We start from the raw sequence: 23,177 nt of genomic DNA, 5'->3' as shown, positions 1-23,177 counted from the left end.
AAGCATTAGTTGTTTTGGTTAAATTCATTGTACAAATCGGGTAGAATAGCCGCCAAATGATTCATTTCTTCCGAGCAATGAGTCATCAAATCTTTGGCTTGTTGTTCGGGAAGTTTGACTATTTTTTGTAGAACTTTTGAGACTATCTTTCCAAGAAAATTATCGGAACGAATGGCTATAAACTTGCCACCCATCCAAAACCTCGAACGCATTTCGGCACCACCGTCAGTTTTTCGGATTTGATGAACCAACCAGCCAAAGTCAAGTGGATAGTCCACATACCCAACTCTGGCACAGACATAAACTACTTTGGCTTTATCAGCAATCTGTGAATCAGAAAACCCGAATTCGAGTGGAGATTTGAATTGAATAGCAGCTTTTTCGAGTTTTTTGCCAATGTATTCTTCGATAATAGAAGTACGATTAACGTATGCTACTTCATCACGTCCATCTGCCCAAACCACCGATTGATGGGCTTTCGGGTGCCACAATTTGTAGCGACTGTCTTCGCAGCTATGCCAGCCAAACCACCAATCCCATATTTCGGGGCTTACATTTGGCATTGGCGTAAGCACCGCCACATGTATTGAGCCGTCGTTGTTTAGTAGATAACCGTTCTCTAAGTCAAGATAACCTTTGTTGTGCATATCACGCACATTTTCGAGTTGAAGCCCGTTTTTTGATGATTTTTTAATAGCTTTTTCAACCAGTGTAGGGATTGGCCTTATGATTTCATCATAGAATTTGGCATACGGCAATGCAAAATCTGTCGATTGATAGCCGATGTATTTCTTAGTATTTTTCATATAAACAAATATGTTCGACAAAATTGTTTAATATAATTTAAAAAAATATGACTGAATCCAGTCATAATGAAAAAGTATTTAGAAATGTCTATTTTCTGATACCATGAAGTACAAATACTTTGATTTTCTCGCGTCGTTGTTTCAAAAACTCAAGCATTTGCTCATCATTTCGGTTTTCTTTTGCTTTGATGTAAGGAATACCGAGATACGGAACTGCACAGAGCGAATAAATATTCAATATCAAATCTTCACCAGTGATGTTTTCGATAACTGTGCCTTTTTGTTTTTCTACTGCCAATAGTGCATCTAATTTTGACGGAATATCATCTTGAACATTAGTGGCGAGCATCATGACCACATCGGGCGACTCGTTAATAATATTGGCAACGAAATTCGGAAAAGTTGGTTTTTCTTCAAACAAACCGCACATTGTGTCAATAATATGGCATATCCAATGCTCTAAATCCATTTCCTGCCCCAAAAGGCGACTTAAATGCGGTATTACAGCACCAAGAGTTTTGTTCAAAACTTCTTGAAAAAGGTCTTCTTTGGTGCTGTAATAATAGTGCAACATGGTGCGACTAATTCCCGCTTCTTCAGCAATAGCAGTTGTCCGAGTTCCTTTAAATCCGCTTCGATGAAATACTTTTTCAGCAGCAATAAGTATCTTTTCTTTAGTATTGTGGTCGATTTTAGGCATAAAATATTTTTGTTCGACAAAATTGTTTAAAATAAATTATTTATGCAAATATTTCTTGAAAATTTATTTTTTGTCTGAAAATGAGTGGTTTATCTGAAAATATCACGTCGGCGTTTCTTTCGGAAATACTTTTTGAAACCCAAGTAAAGGAAGAAAATTGCGGCCAAGCCAAAAAGCAATGAAAGCGAATTGAGCGAAATCAAAGCAAGCAAGATAGCAATGCCTAAGATGATAAAGCCAGTATAAATCGTAGAATTAAGTGGAACAGGTTTTCTACGCTTTTTTACCGATTGTTTTTCTTTTGAATGCTGATTCGGAAATATTTTCTCAAAAAACGTTTCTTGTTTTTTGCTGACATTTTTTCGTTTTTTTCTTCCTCCATCATCATTGATTTGTGTATTTTGAGTACTTATTTCATTATTTTCTGACTGAAAAGCTTCTTTTGATTCAGTAAAGGCAAACGAATTTTGGGTAGAAACAATCAGATTAGGTTGTTCGGGTTTAATGATTTCGAGAGGAATTTCTATTGGCTTTTTCTTGGCAGCATAGTTGATGTTTGGAGACTTCTGAAAGCTGGCAAATTCTTTTCGGCACGATACAAGGAGTGTAAAAGCAAGAAGTAAAAACGTTAGTTTTTTCATTAATTTTATCAGAGAAAATCTATTTTTAGACTTACAAAACGTTGTTTCTTCTGATTTGTTGCTAAGGTTGAAAGATTATTATCTAATTCAAAAGTTAGTAGCTATTCGTTCTAATATTCCATCCCCAAAGTCTTTTTCTATATTTAGTTTTTCTAAGTGTACATAGCCAATATGGCAACCACAAGTATCGTTTATACAAAGTTTTGGAAAAAGTCTTTGCTCAAAATCAACATCATAGATATTGCCAATAATTTCTTTTATGAAATGACAACGACTAACATCTCCATCCCCATTAACACTGAAAGTAGTATGACCTGCTCGACAATAAAACCCTTTACTTTCATGGTTCTGAAGGTTATAGTGGATATGAGGGTCAACTACTGACATGCGTCTAATATCATCAGTTGAGTAGTAGTCAGGGTTCTTTTTTAGTGCATTTATCCATAAGTAGGTGCTTTTAGAAAGTTTTTGACGCATCATTTCAATTTCTGGTAAGGCTTCTCGGAAACCAACAACACCAACACTATATTTTATCTTTAGTATGTCTAATTGTTGACATTTGTTCAAAAACTGTGTTAAAGTAGTCTGGGTAGGATGATAAGTTGTCCATAATGCTACTTTTTCTTTATTACTACTTTCAAGCCATTTCAGTTTACACGAAAGATTGGTTTGTATAGACACCTTTCCAACATTTGGCATTTGACTTAATTGTATGATTGCATCTTGATAATGCTTTCTAATTAAGCCTTCACCCCAAGGAGTAAAGAGAATATTAATTGTTTTATCTGATTGAATAGATACCCAATTTACAAATTTGTGCAATTGTTGGGAGTCCATTTCAAGTACCTTTTTACTATCTTTTTTCTTTGCAAAAGGGCAGTATGTACAACTGTAGTTACAGCCAGAAAGTGGACCTCGATATAAAATTGACCAAATCATAAATTAGACACTATTGGTTGAAAATTACTTTTTTAGTACGGCAAATTATTTCAAATTAAATCCTTCCATTTTTGTTTTTATTTCATCTGAATACAACCAAGGACCAATTGCATCAGACCAGTCAATCCCATCTGTAGTTAGTTTAAATAGAGTCTCATTTTCTATAAAACCCAAACCTGAGTCTAATAATGAAAGTAGTTTTGGATGGTCTTTAATGAGGTCTGAGTTGAAAAAAGTATTATATTGATTTATATCTAAACCAGATACTTGTAAAATGGATTTTATTAGATAACGCCTTTTTAATTCGCTATCGTTTAGTCTGATACCATAATCTATACTGGCAAAATCAGAGGTTGATTTGGAAATATAATTTTGAATAATATTTTTAACATTTTTACTTCCAACTGCATATTCTGAGGAATAGTGAACTCTTTTTGTATAGGAGCGAGCTCCAGACCCTAACCCAACCATTCCATCTTCTTGACAACAATACTGTAAACCATTCATTGTTTGAGAAATAGCCTTTTTACGGAACAATCTCATTGATATTTGTTCGTAACTTTGACTGAGAAGGAATTCTTTGGCCAGCAAATACAAATTAAAACGATTATCTGTCTCACTTTTATTCATCGACATAATTCCTGTAAGTGGGCGTGTATAAAGAGGATAAATAAAAATTTCCTCTGGGTCATACATTAATGCTGATTCTAAAGAAAATAACCAAGAATTAGCTGTTTGCCCAAAAGCACCATATATTAAATCAATATTAAGAGTTTTAAAATTAACCGAACGCATCATAGAAAGAGCATCGAAAACCTCTTTGTTTTTTTGTGGTCTTCCCAGCGTTTTTTGTTCATTTTCTATAAAACTTTGAATACCAATACTCACTCTATCTACTCCATTTTGATATAGAAAATGGAGTTTTTCGAGGGAAACAGTTTTAGGAGACATCTCAAAAGAAAATGGTGTTTTTGAGGTATCCACCTTCATTGTTTCTTGGATTATTGAAAATAAAGATTCTAATAATGGCAAATTTAAAAATGTTGGTGTTCCACCACCAACAGCAATTCGAGAGAATTGGCTTTCTCCGATAGCCTTACTTACAACATTTGCTTCGGTTTGAAGGGCTTTCATGTACTGTTCTTCAAGATTCCCTTTGGGATTTGCCACTGTAAATAAATTACAAAATCCACAACGCATTTCACAAAATGGAATGTGTAAGTATAAGAATAAGCCATCTTTTGACTCTTCCTTCCACAAAGATTCTAAGGGTATTGCTGTTTCAAATGGGCGATAAGCGTGTTTATGTGGATAAGAGTAAGCATACCCTTCAAATGGATTGTTAAATAAAGTATTTTGTATATTCATATCATTTTTTTAGTATAAATGTTGCCATTGGCACTTCCCAAACTGTTGGATGGCCTAAACGATGCCCGAAAAAACCATCTTCTCCATAGGCTGTGCCGTGGTCGGAGCAAATAATACAAAATGTATCTCTTTTAAGCTTGAGTGCCGAAAGAAGTAGAGGCATTTGGCTATCTACGTATTTTAAAGCTGCTTCATGGGTTTCAATTGTATCTTCTTTATTTTCATTAGGTGAATCAGCATAAAACCAATTGGGTTGATGTAAGGCCGATACATTGATAAATAGAAACAATGGTTGTTTTTGTGTAGAATGTATGATTTCTATTGCTTTTTCAAATTGATAAGTTGTTGATAGTTTTTCAGTTACACCATATTTTTCAGTCCAATAACTTTCTTCAAAAAGAGCAGGAAGAACGTTTCCTAAAGCAGTTTTTTTATTGAAAAATCCAACTCCACCTATACAAACTGTTTTGAAACCTTTTTGCCTAAAGCCTGAAACTATATCTGGGGTTTCAAAAATTAATGTTTGTGAGGATGTGGTTTCGCTTCCTGCAAAGTTTGCTGCAAATAATCTCGTATGCCGACCTGGATAAGCTGGTGTTGGTAAAAAACCAGCAAAAAAAGCTTGATGAGAGGCAAAGGTAAAACTTCCAGGAGCATGACACTTTTCCCAACCTTCTGGAAAATAGTGTTTAAAGTTAGGGGTTTGGTCAGTATGAAAGAGTTTATCAGCTACATCAAATCGTAAAGTGTCTAAGGTCAGAAACAGAATATCCATCTGTTCGACGACCTCATTCATATTATATTGTTTCATGTTTTGACCATTTTTGAATACTTGCTTTAATTTGAGCTTCATATACAGTTTCGCCATCATCAATTAAGTTGGGTAGCAAATCTCCAAAAGCATTTACTTCTAATACCATTATATGCCTTAAATTTGCCGAAATTAATACGTCAATACCTAAGTAGAGACAGTCAGGAAAACATTTAGCCACATTTTCTGCTACGGCTTTTATCGACTCAAACCTTTCATTACTAATATGGGTAACAATTTCTGATAGATTTCCACGGGCATTGCCCAAATGTAGATTGGTGATGGGTGATTTACTCGTTCGTGCGACAATATGCCGAGCTTTACCATTTATAACTACCACTCGAAAATCAAATGACAAACCCTTGAAACTTGCTTTAGGAATCCATTGTTCGAGACTAACCTTACCTAATAAAAAATTATTAATTAGCGTAATGATTGATTTTTCGTCAGTATAGGTACGAACTTTCAAAGAATTGTAAAAGCGTACATCTCCTTGGTCACTAATTAGTTCTACTGAAGAAATTGCCTTAACAAATGAACCTTGAGTTCGAAAAGCAATTACACCAGAAGCTGACGAACTATGTGCAGGTTTAATAAAAACATTATGAATTTTTTTATTAAACATTTGATTTCTTAACTCGGTATAATTATAGATATTATCTAAGGCAATCGGTGTAAGGATTTTATTTTGGTTTAACAGTTTTTTTGTTTCTACTTTGTCAAACATGATAAGAATAGAGTCAATGCTATTCATAAAATGTAACTTAAAAGGCGAGAACTTATCTTTTAAATCCAACAAAAAACTAAAAAAGCCTCGATACCATTCGTCTTGATAGCAAATTCTCCCAAATTCAGATAAAAAAGCGTTGTTTATATGTTGGATATTAATCTTTCCATATTCGATTAACTTTTTTCTAACAGTCTGGTTTTCGCCAGGTGAATCAATTTTTACTACAGTATTGGGCCGAATATAATTGTCAAGTTTGACTTTATCATCTAATAGGTCAATATATGATATAACCGAATGACTACATTCTTTTAGTGCATCAACTTCTACTATAAAAGAATGTAGTCGTCTGTTTTCTGGATTACCAATAACTAAAAAATGCATTATTCACTAACTTCAATATATCGATAACCATCATCTTCAACCTCTCTGTCATTCATCGAAACAGGTATCCCTAAGGACTTTATTTGTTCCATCATCTCATCAGACATGTAGTGATGGTCTAAATTTAAAAAATGTAGATTACTAATTGCAGGATTTCTCAATAAAGCATTTGCTCCTAAATCAGTTAAAGTCCCCATTGATAAATCTAAAGTATGTAATTGACCTAAAATTCGAGATTGGCTAATTTTTATAGCTATTTCATCTTGAAGGAAGCTATTTTTAAGACCTAAGTAAGTTAATTTAGGGAATTTTCCAGCATTAATAATTATGTCTAAATCTTCTATTTTAGATTCAAAACCATAGTTTTCATCTCCGAGCCAAAGTTCAAGTTTTTCAAGGTTTGGTAAATGAGAATTATTAATTTCTTCAATGACATTTGGGGGGAGTCCTCCAGTTTGAATGATTAATGATTTTAGGTTATCATGTTTCAGATTACTAAAACTCAAACTTGTACCTCCTCTAATCTGAAGTAGTTCAAGATTAGGGTATGCTGCTAAAATTGGACTCAAATCACTTTGTTGTATCCATGATATTTCTTGTTCTTCATAAGTAATATCTCCAATAAAAAGAGTTTTTAAATTTTTAAATCCCTCTTTTAAATTAACTAAAGCGTTTACAACACCTTCAGAACCACTATCAAAACTCCACTGGCCTATAATCAACTCTTGGCACTGATGGATATTGGGTAATTGAGCAAACGAATGAATAAGTTCATCAATTGTAGAACCATTTTCAATGGAATCAAAATCTAATCTTAAACGGTAAGTGTGATTAGTAAAGTCGACTTGGGTCTCATTAGGAATGAAGTCAGAAACAAATTTTCCATTAAAGATTTCTAAGTTGTCGTGTACCATAGTAACTAAAGATTTTAGAGTTTTTAAGTTAAATAGATTTTTTTGGCAAATATAGAGCCATTTCATCTATTCTTTAACTTTACTTATATTTTTTTGCTGTTATGTCCATAACGAAAAAAGCTTAGTCTAATACAAACTGTATTAGACTAAGCTTTTTTACAAAACTCAGAATTATCTAAAATAAATAACATTATCTTTTTGTTTCTGTTTTTTATCAATGACCGCTCCAACGCCAGCACCCGCACCAGCTCCCAAAACGCCACCAACAATAGCCCCTTGACCTTTCTTTTTAGAAACAACCGCACCAGTTATCGCTCCAACGCCCGCTCCGATGATAGCACCTTTCGCTACATTACCCATTTTTTTCTTCTTTTTTGTGCTTGCATAACTCACTGGTGTTGAAGGAGTTGTAGTTCTTGGACTTGAAGTATAAGCATTTGCCGAAGAGGCTGCTACCGCAGTATTCGCCTTATCTGGTTTAACTTCAGCTACGTTTTTCAACGAATCTATTTGTCTTTGTTGTTGACTTATCAAATTTACTTGTTTCATCGAATCGACGGCTGCTTGTTTTGCTTTTGCAATTTCTGCATCTAAGTTAGTCGATTTTGTATTACAACCATATATTCCTGTGAGCGTCATTAAAATCAAAATTACTTTTTTCATGATAGTATATATTTTCGTGTTAGATAATTGATTACTGAATCAATTTGCATTAACAACTAAAACTTCTGTACCACCGTGTTTTATGCTCTGATTTAGATGTAATTGGGGAAAATATTACTCAATTTGAGGTTCTCTTTATGATGCTTCGATTAAGTGAGGTTGTATTCTTCTTTTATTTTCTCAAAACCTTCCCATTTAGCATAAACCTCAAACCAAATCCGAGTAATTTTAGTTAACCTAAGTAGAATTTGCGTAATTTTGCAGAAAGTTGATAAGATTGTATAGTCAATCAAACAACTAAATAGCTTTTGGGGAGCATTTGGCAATAACTGCCGACGGTGAACCAAAAATTACAGACTATTTATATGATAGAAAGACCAATAACTGACTGGTTGCCGCTTACCAAAAAAGAGGTTGAGAAAAGAGGCTGGACCGATGTAGATGTAGTATTGATTTCGGGCGATGCCTACGTTGACCACCCCGCTTTTGGAACAGCCGTAATCGGCAGGATTATAGAAAGCGAAGGCTTCAGAATTGCAATCGTGGCACAGCCAAACTGGCAAGATGATTTGCGTGATTTCAAGAAATTTGGTAAACCCAAATACTTCTTTGGCGTAACGGCCGGCTGCATGGATTCGATGGTGAATCATTATACTGCCAACAAGCGTTTACGCTCCAACGACTCCTACACCCCAGGTGGCGAAGCGGGTTTTAGACCTGATTATGCTACCACAGTTTATTCCAAAATTTTAAAGCAGCTTTATCCCGATGTACCAGTTTTGATTGGTGGAATTGAGGCTTCGCTTCGCCGTGTAACGCACTACGATTATTGGAAAGATGAATTGATGCCAACAATCTTGGCCGACTCTGAGGCTGATATGTTGGTTTATGGTATGGGAGAGCAGCCACTACGTGAGCTATTGAGTCGTTTGAAAAATGGTGAAACTTTTGAGCAAGTAAGAGATATTAACCAGATTGCGTATTTGCACGAATCGCATGACGACGTTCCCGAGCATAAAGGTTGGAGTTCGGTAGAAATTGCGAGCCATGAGGTTTGTTTACAAGATAAAATCAAGTATGCTTCAAACTTTAAAGTTGTAGAAGTAGAATCGAATAAATGGCAAGCGAACCGAATTTTGCAGAAGGTAGGAGATAAAACGTTGGTGATAAATCCGCCATTCAAGACAATGGAAGAAAAGGAAATCGACCAATCTTTTGATTTACCTTATACTCGTTTGCCACACCCGAAATACAAAAACCGTGGACCGATTCCTGCCTACGAAATGATTAAGTTTTCGATAAATATGCACCGTGGGTGTTTTGGTGGTTGTAGTTTCTGTACGATTTCGGCTCACCAAGGCAAGTTTATTGCTTCTCGTTCCGAAACTTCGATTATGAAAGAAGTGGAAGAGTTGGTAAAACACCCTGAATTTAAAGGTTATATCTCAGATTTGGGTGGGCCATCGGCCAATATGTATAAAATGAAAGGCAAAGATGAGTCAATCTGTAATCGTTGCCAAGCTCCGAGTTGTATTCACCCAGTTATTTGCTCGAATCTTGATACTTCGCACAAGCCAATCACCGAAATTTACCGAAAAGTAGATGCTCATCCCGAAATCAAAAAAGCCTTTGTGGGTTCGGGTGTTCGATATGATTTGTTGGTTGATGATTTTAATAAAAATAACAAAGACGGCAACCACGACGAATACATGGAGCAGCTCGTTACTCGCCACGTATCGGGGCGTTTGAAAGTTGCACCAGAGCATACATCAGATGATACGCTGCGTGTAATGCGTAAGCCTTCGTTTAAGTATTTCAGAAAATTTAAGGAAAAATACGACAAGATTCAAGATAAGCATAATCTGAAGCAGCCGTTAATTCCATATTTTATTTCTTCACACCCAGGTTGTGAGGAGGCCGATATGGCAAATTTGGCCGCCGAAACCAAAGATTTAGGTTTTCAGTTGGAGCAAGTACAAGATTTCACACCAACCCCAATGACAGTGGCTGAGGTGATATATTATACGGGGGTACATCCTTACACGCTTCAACCTATCAAAACGGCCAAAACTCGTGAAGAAAAATTGGCTCAAAACCGATTCTTTTTTTGGTATAAACCCGAATTTAGAAGCTGGATTCGCAGCCGACTACACAAATTGAATCGCCCAGACTTAGCCGATAGATTGCTGGCAAGTCCAAAGAAAAAAGAACAGCAAACTGTGGCGGTAGGAGATAAGAAGAAGAAAAAGAAGAAATGGTAGGATTTAAGAAATGATTTGATGCCTTCGTATGAAAATATGAAGGCATTTTTCTAATTTCGTACCCACAAATCACATATTATTTTCAATGAAATTTATAAATTTATCGTTTATTCTGCTCTTTTTTATCGGTTGCAAAAGTAATTCGGATTCTATTTTTGAAAAACTGGATGCCGATGATACCAATATCAAATTTGTCAATAAAATCGAAGAGACAGAAAAAGATAATGTACTTAACTACGAGTATTTTTATAATGGTGGAGGCGTAGCTGCCGCCGACTTTAATAACGATGGATTGACTGATTTGTACTTTACGGCTAATCAGGGAGAAGATAAATTGTATATCAATAAAGGTGGTTTGGAGTTTGAAGATATTACCGAAAAATCGGGTATCAAATGGAATGGAGAATGGAAAACTGGCGTAACGGTCGTGGATATTAATAACGATGGTTGGCAAGATATTTACGTGTCGGTTTCGGCAAATATTGAGCATCCCGAACTAAGAAAAAATAAACTTTACATCAATAATAAAAATAATTCATTTTCAGAAAAAGCTGCCGAATATAATCTTGACCTAAACACCTACACTACACAAACTGCCTTTTTTGACTACGACAAAGATGGTGATTTAGATGCCTATGTGCTGAATCATAACGTAAAAGATTTCAAACGTTTTGATGTGGAGGCCATTCATTTCATGCGAGATTCGTTGGCTGGCGACAGATTATTAGAGAATATCAACGGAAAGTTTACGGATGTGAGTGTAAAAGCGGGCATCAAAGGAAACCCAATTGGTTTTGGTTTGGGTGTTCATACGGCTGATGTCAATGGCGATGGTTGGATGGATATTTATGTATCAAACGATTATTTGGAAGAAGATTATTTGTACATAAATAACCAGAACGGCACATTTAGCGATGAAATCAAGTCGAGAACTAACCATGTGAGTTATTTTTCGATGGGAAATGATATTGGCGATGTCAACAATGATTTACTGCCAGATATTATTTCAACCGATATGCTTCCCGAAGATAATAAGCGTCAGAAGTTGCTTTTTGGCCCTGATAAATATGGTGCTTATTTGTCGATGTTACAAAATGGAATTCATCCATCTTTTATGCGAAATATGTTGCAAATCAATAATGGCAACAATTCAACTTTTTCGGAAATCGGACAACTGGCAGGAATTTCAAACACAGACTGGTCGTGGTCGGTTTTGTTGGCCGATTATGATAATGATGGCTACAAAGATTTGTTTGTGACCAATGGATATTTACGAGATTACACCAACATGGATTTTCAGAAGTATTATGCCGATGAAGGCCAGCAAGCGGGCGTAAATATCATGGATGTTATCAAGAAAATGCCTTCGACCAAAACACCTAATTATATTTTTAGAAACGAACATAATTTACAGTTTTCAAACAAGCAAAAAGACTGGGGTTTTGAAACGCCAATTATTTCAAACGGAGCGGTTTATGCCGATTTAGATAATGATGGAGATTTAGAAATTGTTACGAACAATATCAACGAACCTGCTTCGGTTTATAAGAATCTTAGTACTGAGAAAAAGATTGGAAATTACATCAATATTCAACTCAATTCTTATAAAAAAATAGGAGCGAAGTGTTATCTGTTTGTTGGGCAAAATTCTCAATATCAGCAATTTACGCCTACGCATGGTTATCAAAGTAGCATCATGGCTCCACTCCATTTTGGTTTGGGTAAAAACGAAAAAATTGATAGTTTAGTAATCGTTTGGAATGATGGCAAGATTCAGAAACAGACGAATATTAAGTCAAATCAAATGCTGAAAGTGGCTTATGCTCCGAATGCGACTTCATTTATTTTACCTTCCGAAAAACCGCTTTTTGTTGAAACCAATACACTTGATTTTGTGCATAAGCAAATGCCTCTAAACGATTTCAATCGTCAGGTTTTATTGCCACAAATGTATTCTTATCAAGGCCCAAGAATGGCCAAAGGTGATGTAAATAATGATGGATTAGAAGATATTTTTATTGGCGGAGGAAAAGGTCAACCTGGCGAGTTATTTATTCAAAATAGTACAGGAAACTTTGTGAAAAAAGCAGAGAATCCTTTCAAACAAGACGAACTTTGTACCGATACTGATGCGGTTTTCTTTGATGCAGAAGGTGATGGTGATTTGGATTTATTTGTAACAAGTGGTGGTTACGAATATTTGCCTAATGATTTGGTGCTACAAAATCGACTATATTTGAATGACGGTAAAGGAAATTTTACCAAAACTTTTGATGCTTTTGAAGATACTCCGTACTCGGATTGTGCCGTAGAAACGATAGATTTTGACCACGACGGCGACCTTGATTTATTTGTTGGTGGCTCGTTGATTCCGCTCAATTATCCTCTGAGTAATCCAAGCCGATTGTATCGCAATGATAAAGGTAAATTTGTGAAAGTTGAAGACCCAATTTTTAATGAATTAGGCCTTTTAACCGATGTTTTAGCAGTCGATTTCAACAAAGACGGTTGGCAAGATTTGATTGCTGTTGGCGAATTTACAGGAATTGTGTGCTTACAGAATAACAATGGAGTTTTTACGAAAAATGCTGATAATCTGAGTCTTATGAAAGGTTTTTGGCAAAGAATCTATGCCGATGATTTCGATAAAGATGGCGATTTGGATTTTGTTGTCGGTAACTATGGACTTAACTCACAGCTTCGTGCATCAGAAAAAGAACCGATGACTTTACTCTACGAAGATTTTGACGATAACAGTCGCCTTGACCCGATTTTGTCTTATTACATTCAAGGGAAAAACTACCCGATTTTTAGTCGAGATGAAATTTCGGAGCAGTTGGTGGCACTAAAGAAAAAATATACTTCACACGAATTATATTCTACCGCCACGACCGAAGAAATTTTGGCTGAATTTAAGGGTAAACAAGCCAAAAAATTAGAAGCTAATATTTTGGAAACAGTGTATTTAGAAAACAAAAATGGCAAATTTGAACTAAAAAAGTTACCGATTGAAGCCCAATTTGCTCCAGTTTTTGCCATTACTTCCGATGATATAAACAATGATGGATTCAAAGATTTAATTTTGGCAGGAAATCAATCACACGGACGAGTGCGAGGAAATATTGATGCCAATTTTGGGCAAATTTTCTTGAATGACCGAAAAGGAAATTTTAAGTATCATTCAAGTCTCGGCCTAAAAGGTGATGTGAAAGATTTGAAAGTGGTTGGTAATCAGTTGATTAGTTCGATAAATAGTCAAAAAGTACGAGTTTTTAAGAAGAACTTTTAAATAGTTTATCAGAAACAATAACATTTACTGTTTCTGATAAACTCTCACATAATCAACTTCATACTTAATTAACTTAGTGTCGGTTCTTGGTTCACCGCCATTTTTTCCACCAATTGCTAAATTTAGCAACAGAAAATGTGGTTGTAGAAAAGGATTTTTTCCATCAGGATTGATGGTTTCTGAAAGCAAAGTAGAGTTGAGCAATTCATCGTCTAAGTATAGATTAATACTTTCGGGTGTCCAATCCATTCGCCAAATATGAAATTGTTTTACCCAATCTTTATTTTTTTCAGTAAAATGTTTCAGCCTCGTTTTTGAGTCGTCCCATTTAGCTACATATTGTTTACCAGTTCCGTGGGCCACATTTGCCAAGATTGTTGGCTCAGATTTTACCCGATAAAACTCCATCAAATCAATTTCGCCATTAGATGGCCATTCTCCCGAATTTCCTAACGTCCAGATTGCTGGCCATGAACCAAGTGTAGTGTCGATTTTAGCTCTGATGAGGAAAGTGCCAAATTGCCATTCTTGCAAGCCTTTGGTCTGAATACTGGCCGACGTAAAATTGATTTCTTTTCTATTTTTTCGCCAACTTGTATTTCCTTCCTCATAGTTTGGGTTTGGAATTAGGACTCTTTTGCCTTCAATCAGCAAGACACCATTTTTGCAGGTAGCATTTTCTTCTTGATACCACTGCAATTCTTCGTTTCTGACAAAACCTTTTTCAGACTTCCAAAATTTTGGATTTGGCTTGCCATTATTATTAAATTCATCCTGCCAAACGAGCTTCATACCCGCAATTGGTTTAGCTTCGCTGAAATCGGGGAGTTGGGGGTTTGGACTTTGCCCGTAAGAGATACTAATTCCCAAAAAGAGATTAAAAAAGAAGATTTTATTCATTTTTTGTTTGAACATTTATCAACTTTAAAGATTATATTAATTACTAATATTTACAAGAAAACTAAGCTTTTATAATAAAATTACATAAAAATGCCCCCACTTTTTTCAAAATGAGGGCATTGTGATTTTGTGTTACAAAAAATCATTTATCTTCTCCAACTAATGCTTTTTTTGTATCATTTTTCAAAATCAGACTTTCAATGGAAGCCAAACGGCTTTCAAACGATTTGTTTTCTGACTTCAAAGCTGAGTTTTCACTTTGTAATTTTTCAATCATAACTTGTTGTTCCTGCATGGCTTTTATCATTGGAGCCAAGAGGTCATTGTAGCGAACTGAATAAAAACCTTTGTCATCTTTATGAATTATTCCCAAATCCTTTACACCTGATTTGATTAACGTTTCTTCTAATTCTTGAGCAATTAAACCTAATTCAATATCTTTATTTTGATTACCGATTCGATGGTAGGTAACAGGGTGAAGTTGCTTGATAAAATCTAAACCAAGTGGTATATTCTGAATGTTTTCTTTGTATCTTCTATCAGAAGTTACAGTCCAAGCAACACGCACTCTTGCAGATGTTATAGTAGCAGCATCAATACCCATTTGTATTTGACCAGAACCCGTTATTGAAGCTGGCTGAGCATTAGCCCCGATAATGATATTATCACTTCCTGTGGTTAAGGTACTACCCGCTAATGACCCAAGCGAAGTATTATTTCCACCTGTCGAAACCACCATCAATGCTTGATGGCCAATAGCAGTATTGTTCAGACCTGTATTATTGGCATAAGTTACACTACCTCTTAATGCTTCGTTACCTAAGGCTGTATTTCCGGTTATGGTTGTAGAACCAGCATTCATTAATTGCATAGCTAATCTACCAATAGCAGTACTTCTATAACCTCCAACATTGCCGTTTAGAGCTTGATAACCAATAGCAGTATTGTCAATTCCTACCGTATTTAAAGCCAACGCATCATGCCCCATAGCTACGTTATATTGTCCTGATGTATTGGCTGTTAAGGCTGTTCTACCAACTGCTGTATTTGAATTACCTGATGAATTTCCCATCAATGCTTCATCTCCAATTGCTGTATTAAATTGTCCTGTGTTACTGGCAGGTGTGACACTTCCCCTCAAAGCCGAAGTCCCTATTGCGGTGTTGTAAGTGCTAATTTTAGTAGCAGTATTATTAGCATTAAACATGGCTTCAAAACCAATGGCTGTGCTTCTGTCATTAGCTACATTATTGTATAAAGATTTAAACCCTAATGCAGTATTGCTCCAACCTGTTGTATTTGAATACATAGACTCTTGTCCCAAAGCTATATTATAATTACCCGTTGTGTTTGATACCAGTGAAGCAGCACCAATAGCTGTATTCTTATCACCTGTAGTATTGCTATATAATGCTTGGTTACCTATGGCATTGTTATTTGTGCCTGAAGAAATAGAGTAGAGGGCTTCATCGCCAATAGCAGTATTTCTGACACCCGTATTGTTGGCAGGGGTTGAACTTCCTCTCAAAGCTGAAGTGCCTATTGCGGTGTTGTAGGTGCTAATTTTAGTAGTAGTATTATTGGCATTAAACATGGCCTCAAAACCGATAGCAGTGCTTCTATCGTTGGCAACATTATTATACAGAGATTTAAACCCTAATGCAGTATTGCTCCAGCCTGTTGTATTTGAATATAGAGCTTCAGCTCCTAAGCCCACATTATAATTCCCTAAATTATTATTTGGCAAAACATTTTGCCCAATGGCCGTATTTCTTTCTCCAGAAGTATTAAAAAATAAAGCACTTTCTCCAACTGCTGTGTTTTTAGCCCCATCAACATTAGTATGTAAACTTTTATAACCAACGGCTGTATTTTGAGAGCCGGTAGTATTAAATGTCATTGACCTTGTGCCATTCGCAGAGTTAAAGTTTCCTGTGGTATTTGAATATAAAGTTTGATTGCCAATAGCACTATTTTCCGAACCAGTCGTATTGCTTAGCATTGCTTCATCACCAATTGCAGTATTTCTTATACCCGTATTGTTGGCAGGAGTAGCACTTCCCCTCAAAGCCGAAGTGCCTATTGCGGTGTTGTAAGTGCTAATTTTAGTAGCAGTATTATTGGCATTAAACATGGCCTCAAAACCAATAGCAGTGCTTCTGTCATTAGCTACATTGTTATAAAGAGATTTAAACCCTAATGCAGTATTGCTCCAGCCTGTCGTATTCAAGTACATAGCTTCTTGCCCAAGAGCAATATTATAGTTACCTGTTGTGTTTGATACCAATGAAGTAGCACCAATAGCTGTATTCTTATCACCTGTCGTATTACTATATAATGCTTGATTACCTATGGCATTGTTATTTGTGCCTGAAGATATAGAGTAAAGTGCTTCATCGCCAATTGCAGTATTTCTGACACCCGTATTGTTGGCAGGAGTGGCACTTCCCCTCAAAGCCGAAGTACCTATTGCGGTGTTGTAGGTGCTAATTTTAGTAGCAGTATTATTGGCATTAAACATGGCCTCAAAACCGATAGCAGTACTTCTATCATTAGCTAAATTATTGTATAAAGACTTAAACCCTAATGCCGTATTGCTCCAACCGGTCGTATTCAAGTACATAGCTTCTTGCCCCAGAGCGATGTTATAATTACCTGTTGTATTAGATACTAATGAAGCCGCTCCAATGGCTGTATTCTTATCACCTGTCGTGTTGCTATATAATGCTTGATTACCTATTGCATTATTATTTGTCCCTGAAGTAATACTAAACAAAGTCTGATTACCTATGGCGGTATTTTGAGTGCCAGTATTATTAGCAGGGGTTGTACTTCCACGTAATGATTCATTACCGATTGCGGTGTTATTGCCATCAGCTGCACCAGCATTGTCGTTAGCATAATACATAGAATAATATCCAATGGCTGTATTTTTCGACTTCCCGACACTATTAAAAAGAGCATACGAACCCAATGCAGTATTATAATTCCCAATCGTATTACTTCTTAGAGAGGCTATTCCGAATGAAGCGTTGGCATTACCTGTTGTAATAAAATAAGACGATGACATACCGAATGCTGAATTATACAAGCCCGAAGTCATAAGTGCAAATGGATAATAGCCAAAAGCCGTATTACTTGGGTCTTTACTTACCGAACCTCCAGGTGCTGCTGTTCGTCCAGAGGTAACTCCTTTAGGTGTTATCGTCAAAGAACCATCATTCGGGTCAGTTACAAACATCTGTGCAAAGCTACTCGCTGAAACAAAAACAAGCAATATTGGAAAAAGTAATTTAGTTTTCATTTGTTTTGGTAAATTTTAGGTTTAACTCAATAATTTTAGAATAATAGAGGATAATTTGCTTTAAGTTTGTTTAATCTTCTGCGAGAAACATTCATTGCATCGCCATTGAAGAGCAGGATAGAGCAAGCATTTTTTCAACAAATGCTTTTTGGATGAATGAAACATTGACTAAATTAGAGCGATTGACTTTGATAAAGTTGCTGTTTTCATACAGTGTTTCAAAGACTTTGATATTATAACCCGATATCATAGTCTTGCCATTCTCCAAGAGCAGTATTGTATAATTGATGGAAGATTGAAAATAGCAGATTGTATCTTCATTGATTGAATTTAAAATTTTAGGAGTTTTCATGCTTATAATTTCAAGAGTTGCTTTTACAAAATTGCTATAAAATAGGATAGCAAGAAATCACCCTGAAATGTGATTTTTTAACGTTTTTACTGCTAATTATCACCCGTTAGGGTGATAGGAATTTCGTTTTAAAAAAAATATTTTTGTACAAATTTTTTGATTATGAAAAAGACGAAAATCAGCATCATAGAAGACAATAGAATAATCAGAGATAATGTATCAAAGTTTATTGGGTTTCACGAAGAGTTTGAGTTATCAATAATTGAAGGCTCAGTAGAAGCATTTTTGCAGGAAAAAAACTTCAATCCCAGCAAACAAACCGATATTTTACTGCTCGACATTGGCTTACCTGGAATGTCGGGCTTGGATGCTTTGCCTATTTTGCTTGATTTGATGCCCGATGTAAATATCATTATTTTAAGTACCTACGAAGAAGAATACATGATTTTGAAGGCTTTGTGTTCTGGAGCGTGTTCTTATATTTCAAAAAAAGCCAGCCTTTCCGAAATCGTCGATGCCATCAGAATCGTAGTCAATGGTGGCTCGTATATGTCGCCGAGTATCGCTCGTGAAATCATCAATCACTTTATGGGTGGGCGTGTGAGCAAAGCCACTATTCTCTCAGACCGACAAAAAGAGATTTTAGAAAAATTGGTTGATGGAAAAAGCTACCAAATTATTTCCGAAGAACTTTTTATTTCGGTCGAAACCGTACGTTCGCATATCAAAAAGATGTATAAAATCCTGCATGTCAATAATAAAACAGAAGCAATAAATAAATACATGAAAGGACAAATTGGGTGATATTTTTAATATATTTGCTTAAAACAACCTATTCTTGAAAAGAAATATAAAATTCAGACAATTAAATTACGGCATTGTCATTTTTGCCCTAATTTTTTGTTGGTCTTGTAAAAGTAGCTCCGAAAAAACGCAATCAGCCCCAAAACTTACCAACGCTTCTGTTCAAAATACTTCATCTTCCACCGAAAAACTTTATTTCAATCAATTCACCTCAAAAAACGGACTACCTTCAACCCAAGTTTGGAATGTTTACCAAGACCGTTTTGGCTATATTTGGGCAGCTACCAATGAGGGTGTAGCTCGTTTCGATGGTTATCATTTTTATCCTTATTATGACGATACCAAAAGAAATGTTCATCTTAAAATGGCGAGCCGTTTTTTTGAAGATAGCGACGGCACGCTTTGGTTGCTTAGTGGAAGCGGCTATTTAAATAGATTTGATAGAAATTCGGACAAATTTATTCATATTAAAACCCCCTTTGAAAATGGCTGGTCGGAGCAAAGTACGCATACGATTATCGAAGATTCACTCAAAAACTTTTGGATTGGTGCATATGGGGGCTTGCAGTATTTCGACCGAAAAAAAGATACATTTATTACTTATCCGATTTCGAGAATTCGAGATACGACATGGCTTCACGAAGAAAAACTAAGGTTTGGAGCCATGCACCTTGACAAGCGAGGGAATATCTGGATTGGCACTCGGAAATTCGGTTTTGTAAAATTCAACATCGCCTCAAAAACCTACCATACTTATCGTTTCGATAAAGAATATTATTACAAAATTTTATCAGATTGGATTACCGACATCGTTCCATTACCCGATGGTACATTGTTACTTTCGGAGTGGGATGTAGGCATCATTCATTGGAATCCTGTCACTGAAAAAATAATCAAAATCATCAAAATCAACGAGGTTTTACAGCAAAATCAAGTAATTAATATCCGAGATATGTTTCTCGAAGATAAGAATACGCTGTGGTTAGGCACCGATAACGATGGTTTGATTGTATTTGATTTGAGCCAAAATAAAGTGATTGCTCAATATAAAAAAAATTCAATCGCCCAAAAAGGGATATCAGGGAATACCGTTAGGCACATTAGCAAAGACCGTCAAGGTACATTTTGGGTGAGTTCGGGAACGCTTGAAAATGCTTCACCCAAATTTTATCACTTCGCAGATTTTTTTGCTTCAGCGACTCCCAACAGCCTAAGAAATGATAATATTTATAGTTTGGCGAATGCTCCAAAAAATAAATTGCTGGTTTCGACAGCAAACGGTTTGAGTTTGTATGATGACAGTACTCAAACATTTGACAATTCGATAGATTTTGGCACAAAAAACCTTCAAACTTATGGCGTTTTGGCAGCTCAAGATGGTACATATTGGTTGAGCTTTAAAGATAAAATCGTACATTTTGAATCAAATACACAAAAAATCATCAAAGAGTATGATGCAAAATTACCAGTTGATAGCAGTAAGGCTAATTTTCTGAAAAGAGCCTGCCGAATGATGCAAGACAGCAGAGGGGTAGTGTGGACAATTAATCATTGGGGGAGGCTAAACAAGATTGACGAAAAGACAGATGAGGTCATTCAAATAACAGAATTATCTCAAGACGAAACCAAACAAAAGTTTGTCAATTCGCTCGGTATGATAGACGACCCCAATCATCAACGCATCATCGTTTGTAGCGATTATGGCTTGGCTACAGTTGATTATTTTACTAATAAAATATTGCATAAAAAATTGATAGTCAATGGTTTAGATTTGTCGAAAGAAAACATCTCATATATTTATAAAAGTAAGTCTGGCGGCAATGCTTGGCTCATTATTGCAGGAAAACCATATAGTTTAAATCTTGAGAATTTTGAGTTAGTAGAATCAAAATTAGCCAAAAAATACAATGTTGATAGCTTCAAATGGATAGTTGAATCTCCCAAAGGTACGCTTTGGTTAAGCTGTTTTCGAGGAATTGTGAAGTATGACATTGCTCAAAAAAACTCTTCGATTTATTATTCGCAAAATGTCGCTGATTATACTTTTGACTCACCAAGCCCTGTCACCGAACTCAACAACAAGATTTTTTTTGGAGGCTTCAAAGGCCTGACTATTATTGAGCCTGCCAAAGTCAAAGAAAATAGTATCGAACCTCAAATACTTATCGAATCGGCTACTTTTACCACTAACAAAATGCGTCGAAAGACTGACACCACACAATTACTCTATGATTTAAAAAATCTGGAATTGGACTATTATCAAAATAAAATTACATTAAAATATGCAGGCTTGCATTTCGATAACGCCGACCAAACCAAATACACCTACAAGTTAGATGGCTACGATACCGATTGGATTGAAGCAAACGACGAACAAGAAGCGATTTACACCAATTTATCACCCAAAAAGTATGTTTTTCGGGTAAAATCAGCCAATTGTAACGGTGAATGGAACAAAGAAAGTGCTAAACTGAATATCGAAATCCACCCACCTATCTGGCAAACATGGATAGCGTATTTATTTTATTTAGCAGCAATTTCTGCTATTATTTACTATTTTATTCGTTTTAGGGTACAAAGTCGCTTGCAGAAAATCAAGGATTTGGAAGCAGTAAGGGTGCGGATTTCGAGCAATTTACATGATGATGTCGGCACGATTTTGTCGGGTTTGGCAATGCAGTCTCAAATGATGGCATTGACGACAAAAGGGAAAGAAAAAGAATCGTTGCTCCAACTCAGTGATATGAGCCACGATGCCATGGAACGTATGCGAGACACCGTTTGGGCGATAGACTCACGAAAAGATAAATACGAAAATCTAATTGACCGAATGAGGGCTTTCGCTGAGAAAAATCTCAATATGAAGCACATCAAACATACTTTTAAGGTTGAGGTTGAAGATTCAAAGAAATTTATTGACCCCGAAAAACGACAAAATATTTACTTGATTTTCAAAGAAGCTATCACTAATATTTGTAAACATTCTGACGCAAAAAATGTGAATATTGTTTTTAAACAAGAAAAAAATACTTTGTATTTATTGATTCATGATGATGGTTCAAAGAAAGAAATAATCAATGACGATGGCTTAGGACTAAGTAACATGCAAATGCGAGCCAAAAACCTTGGTGCAATTTTAAATGTTTTTTATGATGACGGTTTTATGGTTGAATTAGCCATAAATTCAATATTTCAAACAAAATAGGATAGATAAAACCTCTACATTTCCTCATTTTCTATCTTGAAGCCTAAACTCAGTGGGCGACATTCCAACGTATTTTTTAAACAATTTCGCAAAATAATTGGGGTATTCAAATTTAAGCAAAAATGCAATTTCTGAAATCGAATACGAAGTATGTAGTAGGTATTTTTGAGCTTCGTTAATGAGGTTTTGGTGAACTAATTCGATGGCCGATTTTCCAGATACTGCCTTGCAAATCCGATTCAGATGCACTGGTGTAATATTGAGTTCATCGGCAAAGTCAGGGATACTCTTCGGATATTCAGAGTGCTTAATGTTTTGCTGAAATTTGCGGAAATGTATCATCATCAACGAATCTCCTTTTTGAGCTTCCACTTGCTTATTGAGCCGATGCAGAAAAATAAAAAACTGCGTAAGATATGAACGTAACATCAAAAAGCGTTCGGGGTTTTCTCTAAATAACTCTGTTTCGATGTTTACTAAGATTTGCAGAAGCTGTTCAAAAGAAATTTCTTCTTCAAAACTATTCAAAATCCTGATGTCTTCATAAGTTTGCCAAATCGGATTTGATGTTTTAAAAATATCCTCCATTATGCTTTCCGAAAGCGTCAGTATATATCCTTCAACATTAGGCGTATATACCAAACCATGCAGTTTTGTAGGAGGTATCAGCATAATACACGGAGCATGAAGTTCTTGCTCTTTCGTAGCTTCTTTAAACAAAAGTGAACCTTTTTGTACAACAAATACTTGAAAAAGCTGCGTGTGGATGTGTGGTTTGATGCTCCAATCGAATGTTTGGCTACGAGTGGCTATCAATTCCAAGAATATGTATTCTGATGAATAACGTCCATAATCATCGCCATAAAGCCCATCAAAGTTGAGGATATTCTTTTCTTGATTCATTGAGTCAATGTTTTATTTTTATCCATAAAAGTAAAAATAGTTTCCTATTAATTCCAATTAAAGTCAAGAAATTTGTATCAGAAATTTCAACGCATTTTGTGTCAACTTAATAGTGTTTGTAAATCAAATTTAAACGACGTAGAGACGTTGCATGTGCCGAGCGAAGTAGGGTTGAACCCTATTAAGGCGAAATGGAGTTGTCCTTT

Annotated in this window: 17 protein-coding genes; 4 read left to right on the top strand and 13 right to left on the bottom strand. The window is 35.7% G+C overall.

What is annotated here, in order from left to right; translation table 11 throughout:
- Positions 1 to 5: 5 nt before the first annotated feature.
- From IEX65_RS26855 to IEX65_RS26815, 9 genes are all read right to left on the bottom strand, one after another.
- Positions 6 to 806, bottom strand: coding sequence for a DAPG hydrolase family protein (locus IEX65_RS26855; protein WP_188771315.1), 801 nt, complete (start codon positions 804 to 806; stop codon positions 6 to 8).
- 88 nt (positions 807 to 894) lie between these two features.
- Positions 895 to 1,506 (bottom strand): TetR/AcrR family transcriptional regulator, encoded by a 612-nt coding sequence (locus tag IEX65_RS26850; protein WP_188771314.1) that lies wholly within the window; start codon positions 1,504 to 1,506, stop codon positions 895 to 897.
- 89 nt (positions 1,507 to 1,595) lie between these two features.
- Entirely contained in the window at positions 1,596 to 2,147 is a 552-nt protein-coding gene (locus IEX65_RS26845; RefSeq protein WP_188771313.1) for a hypothetical protein, read from the bottom strand.
- An 87-nt stretch (positions 2,148 to 2,234) separates the two neighbouring features.
- Complete coding sequence (locus IEX65_RS26840) at positions 2,235 to 3,086, bottom strand: STM4011 family radical SAM protein (RefSeq protein ID WP_188771311.1); 852 nt, start codon at positions 3,084 to 3,086, stop codon at positions 2,235 to 2,237.
- A 45-nt stretch (positions 3,087 to 3,131) separates the two neighbouring features.
- Positions 3,132 to 4,454 carry an STM4012 family radical SAM protein gene (locus tag IEX65_RS26835; RefSeq protein WP_188771309.1) on the bottom strand — a complete coding sequence of 441 codons (1,323 nt, stop codon included), beginning with the start codon at positions 4,452 to 4,454 and terminating at the stop codon, positions 3,132 to 3,134.
- A gap of 1 nt (position 4,455) precedes the next feature.
- On the bottom strand, positions 4,456 to 5,265 hold the full coding sequence (locus tag IEX65_RS26830) for an STM4013/SEN3800 family hydrolase (protein WP_229250926.1): 810 nt from the start codon (positions 5,263 to 5,265) through the stop codon (positions 4,456 to 4,458).
- Positions 5,252 to 6,376 (bottom strand): STM4014 family protein, encoded by a 1,125-nt coding sequence (locus tag IEX65_RS26825; protein WP_188771307.1) that lies wholly within the window; start codon positions 6,374 to 6,376, stop codon positions 5,252 to 5,254. Before IEX65_RS26825 ends, IEX65_RS26830 begins: the two co-directional genes overlap by 14 nt.
- Positions 6,376 to 7,290: an STM4015 family protein gene (locus IEX65_RS26820; RefSeq protein ID WP_188771305.1), complete on the bottom strand. Its 915-nt coding sequence runs from the start codon at positions 7,288 to 7,290 to the stop codon at positions 6,376 to 6,378. Before IEX65_RS26820 ends, IEX65_RS26825 begins: the two co-directional genes overlap by 1 nt.
- Before the next feature lie 171 nt (positions 7,291 to 7,461).
- Positions 7,462 to 7,953 carry a YMGG-like glycine zipper-containing protein gene (locus tag IEX65_RS26815; protein WP_188771303.1) on the bottom strand — a complete coding sequence of 164 codons (492 nt, stop codon included), beginning with the start codon at positions 7,951 to 7,953 and terminating at the stop codon, positions 7,462 to 7,464.
- A gap of 365 nt (positions 7,954 to 8,318) precedes the next feature.
- Here IEX65_RS26815 and IEX65_RS26810 point away from each other — a divergent pair, with 365 nt between their 5' ends.
- Positions 8,319 to 10,214, top strand: coding sequence for a YgiQ family radical SAM protein (locus IEX65_RS26810; protein ID WP_188771301.1), 1,896 nt, complete (start codon positions 8,319 to 8,321; stop codon positions 10,212 to 10,214).
- A gap of 85 nt (positions 10,215 to 10,299) precedes the next feature.
- Complete coding sequence (locus IEX65_RS26805) at positions 10,300 to 13,503, top strand: VCBS repeat-containing protein (protein WP_188771299.1); 3,204 nt, start codon at positions 10,300 to 10,302, stop codon at positions 13,501 to 13,503.
- A 24-nt stretch (positions 13,504 to 13,527) separates the two neighbouring features.
- Here the strand turns inward: IEX65_RS26805 and IEX65_RS26800 are convergent, their stop codons facing one another.
- From IEX65_RS26800 to IEX65_RS26790, 3 genes are all read right to left on the bottom strand, one after another.
- Positions 13,528 to 14,403, bottom strand: a complete 876-nt coding sequence (locus IEX65_RS26800; protein ID WP_188771296.1) for a glycoside hydrolase family 16 protein — start codon at positions 14,401 to 14,403, stop codon at positions 13,528 to 13,530.
- Between the two features lie 142 nt (positions 14,404 to 14,545).
- On the bottom strand, positions 14,546 to 17,707 hold the full coding sequence (locus IEX65_RS26795) for a tail fiber domain-containing protein (RefSeq protein WP_188771295.1): 3,162 nt from the start codon (positions 17,705 to 17,707) through the stop codon (positions 14,546 to 14,548).
- Between the two features lie 91 nt (positions 17,708 to 17,798).
- Positions 17,799 to 18,059: a LytTR family DNA-binding domain-containing protein gene (locus IEX65_RS26790; protein ID WP_188771293.1), complete on the bottom strand. Its 261-nt coding sequence runs from the start codon at positions 18,057 to 18,059 to the stop codon at positions 17,799 to 17,801.
- Between the two features lie 162 nt (positions 18,060 to 18,221).
- Here IEX65_RS26790 and IEX65_RS26785 point away from each other — a divergent pair, with 162 nt between their 5' ends.
- Complete coding sequence (locus IEX65_RS26785) at positions 18,222 to 18,863, top strand: response regulator (RefSeq protein WP_188771291.1); 642 nt, start codon at positions 18,222 to 18,224, stop codon at positions 18,861 to 18,863.
- A gap of 34 nt (positions 18,864 to 18,897) precedes the next feature.
- The gene (locus IEX65_RS26780; protein ID WP_188771289.1) at positions 18,898 to 22,068 is read left to right on the top strand and encodes a sensor histidine kinase; all 3,171 of its coding nucleotides are present in this window, start codon (positions 18,898 to 18,900) and stop codon (positions 22,066 to 22,068) included.
- A 24-nt stretch (positions 22,069 to 22,092) separates the two neighbouring features.
- Here IEX65_RS26780 and IEX65_RS26775 read toward each other — a convergent pair whose 3' ends face one another.
- Entirely contained in the window at positions 22,093 to 22,971 is an 879-nt protein-coding gene (locus tag IEX65_RS26775) for a helix-turn-helix domain-containing protein (protein WP_188771287.1), read from the bottom strand.
- Positions 22,972 to 23,177 lie beyond the last annotated feature (206 nt).

Source organism: Emticicia aquatilis, from assembly GCF_014644295.1.
In the GTDB taxonomy this organism is placed as follows: domain Bacteria; phylum Bacteroidota; class Bacteroidia; order Cytophagales; family Spirosomataceae; genus Emticicia; species Emticicia aquatilis.
The sequence above is the reverse complement of the archived record's forward strand: the minus strand, read 5'-3'. Positions and strand labels throughout refer to the sequence as shown.

Excerpts from the sequence above, each read along its gene's own strand:
- IEX65_RS26810 (WP_188771301.1), top strand. The coding sequence starts at position 8,319 with ATGATAGAAAGACCAATAACTGACTGGTTGCCGCTTACCAAAAAAGAG.
- IEX65_RS26835 (WP_188771309.1), bottom strand. The coding sequence starts at position 4,454 with ATGAATATACAAAATACTTTATTTAACAATCCATTTGAAGGGTATGCT.
- IEX65_RS26775 (WP_188771287.1), bottom strand. The coding sequence starts at position 22,971 with ATGAATCAAGAAAAGAATATCCTCAACTTTGATGGGCTTTATGGCGAT.
- IEX65_RS26805 (WP_188771299.1), top strand. The coding sequence starts at position 10,300 with ATGAAATTTATAAATTTATCGTTTATTCTGCTCTTTTTTATCGGTTGC.
- IEX65_RS26825 (WP_188771307.1), bottom strand. The coding sequence starts at position 6,376 with ATGCATTTTTTAGTTATTGGTAATCCAGAAAACAGACGACTACATTCT.
- IEX65_RS26830 (WP_229250926.1), bottom strand. The coding sequence starts at position 5,265 with ATGAAACAATATAATATGAATGAGGTCGTCGAACAGATGGATATTCTG.
- IEX65_RS26845 (WP_188771313.1), bottom strand. The coding sequence starts at position 2,147 with ATGAAAAAACTAACGTTTTTACTTCTTGCTTTTACACTCCTTGTATCG.
- IEX65_RS26800 (WP_188771296.1), bottom strand. The coding sequence starts at position 14,403 with ATGAATAAAATCTTCTTTTTTAATCTCTTTTTGGGAATTAGTATCTCT.
- IEX65_RS26850 (WP_188771314.1), bottom strand. The coding sequence starts at position 1,506 with ATGCCTAAAATCGACCACAATACTAAAGAAAAGATACTTATTGCTGCT.
- IEX65_RS26790 (WP_188771293.1), bottom strand. The coding sequence starts at position 18,059 with ATGAAAACTCCTAAAATTTTAAATTCAATCAATGAAGATACAATCTGC.
- IEX65_RS26855 (WP_188771315.1), bottom strand. The coding sequence starts at position 806 with ATGAAAAATACTAAGAAATACATCGGCTATCAATCGACAGATTTTGCA.
- IEX65_RS26785 (WP_188771291.1), top strand. The coding sequence starts at position 18,222 with ATGAAAAAGACGAAAATCAGCATCATAGAAGACAATAGAATAATCAGA.
- IEX65_RS26795 (WP_188771295.1), bottom strand. The coding sequence starts at position 17,707 with ATGAAAACTAAATTACTTTTTCCAATATTGCTTGTTTTTGTTTCAGCG.
- IEX65_RS26820 (WP_188771305.1), bottom strand. The coding sequence starts at position 7,290 with ATGGTACACGACAACTTAGAAATCTTTAATGGAAAATTTGTTTCTGAC.
- IEX65_RS26840 (WP_188771311.1), bottom strand. The coding sequence starts at position 3,086 with ATGATTTGGTCAATTTTATATCGAGGTCCACTTTCTGGCTGTAACTAC.
- IEX65_RS26815 (WP_188771303.1), bottom strand. The coding sequence starts at position 7,953 with ATGAAAAAAGTAATTTTGATTTTAATGACGCTCACAGGAATATATGGT.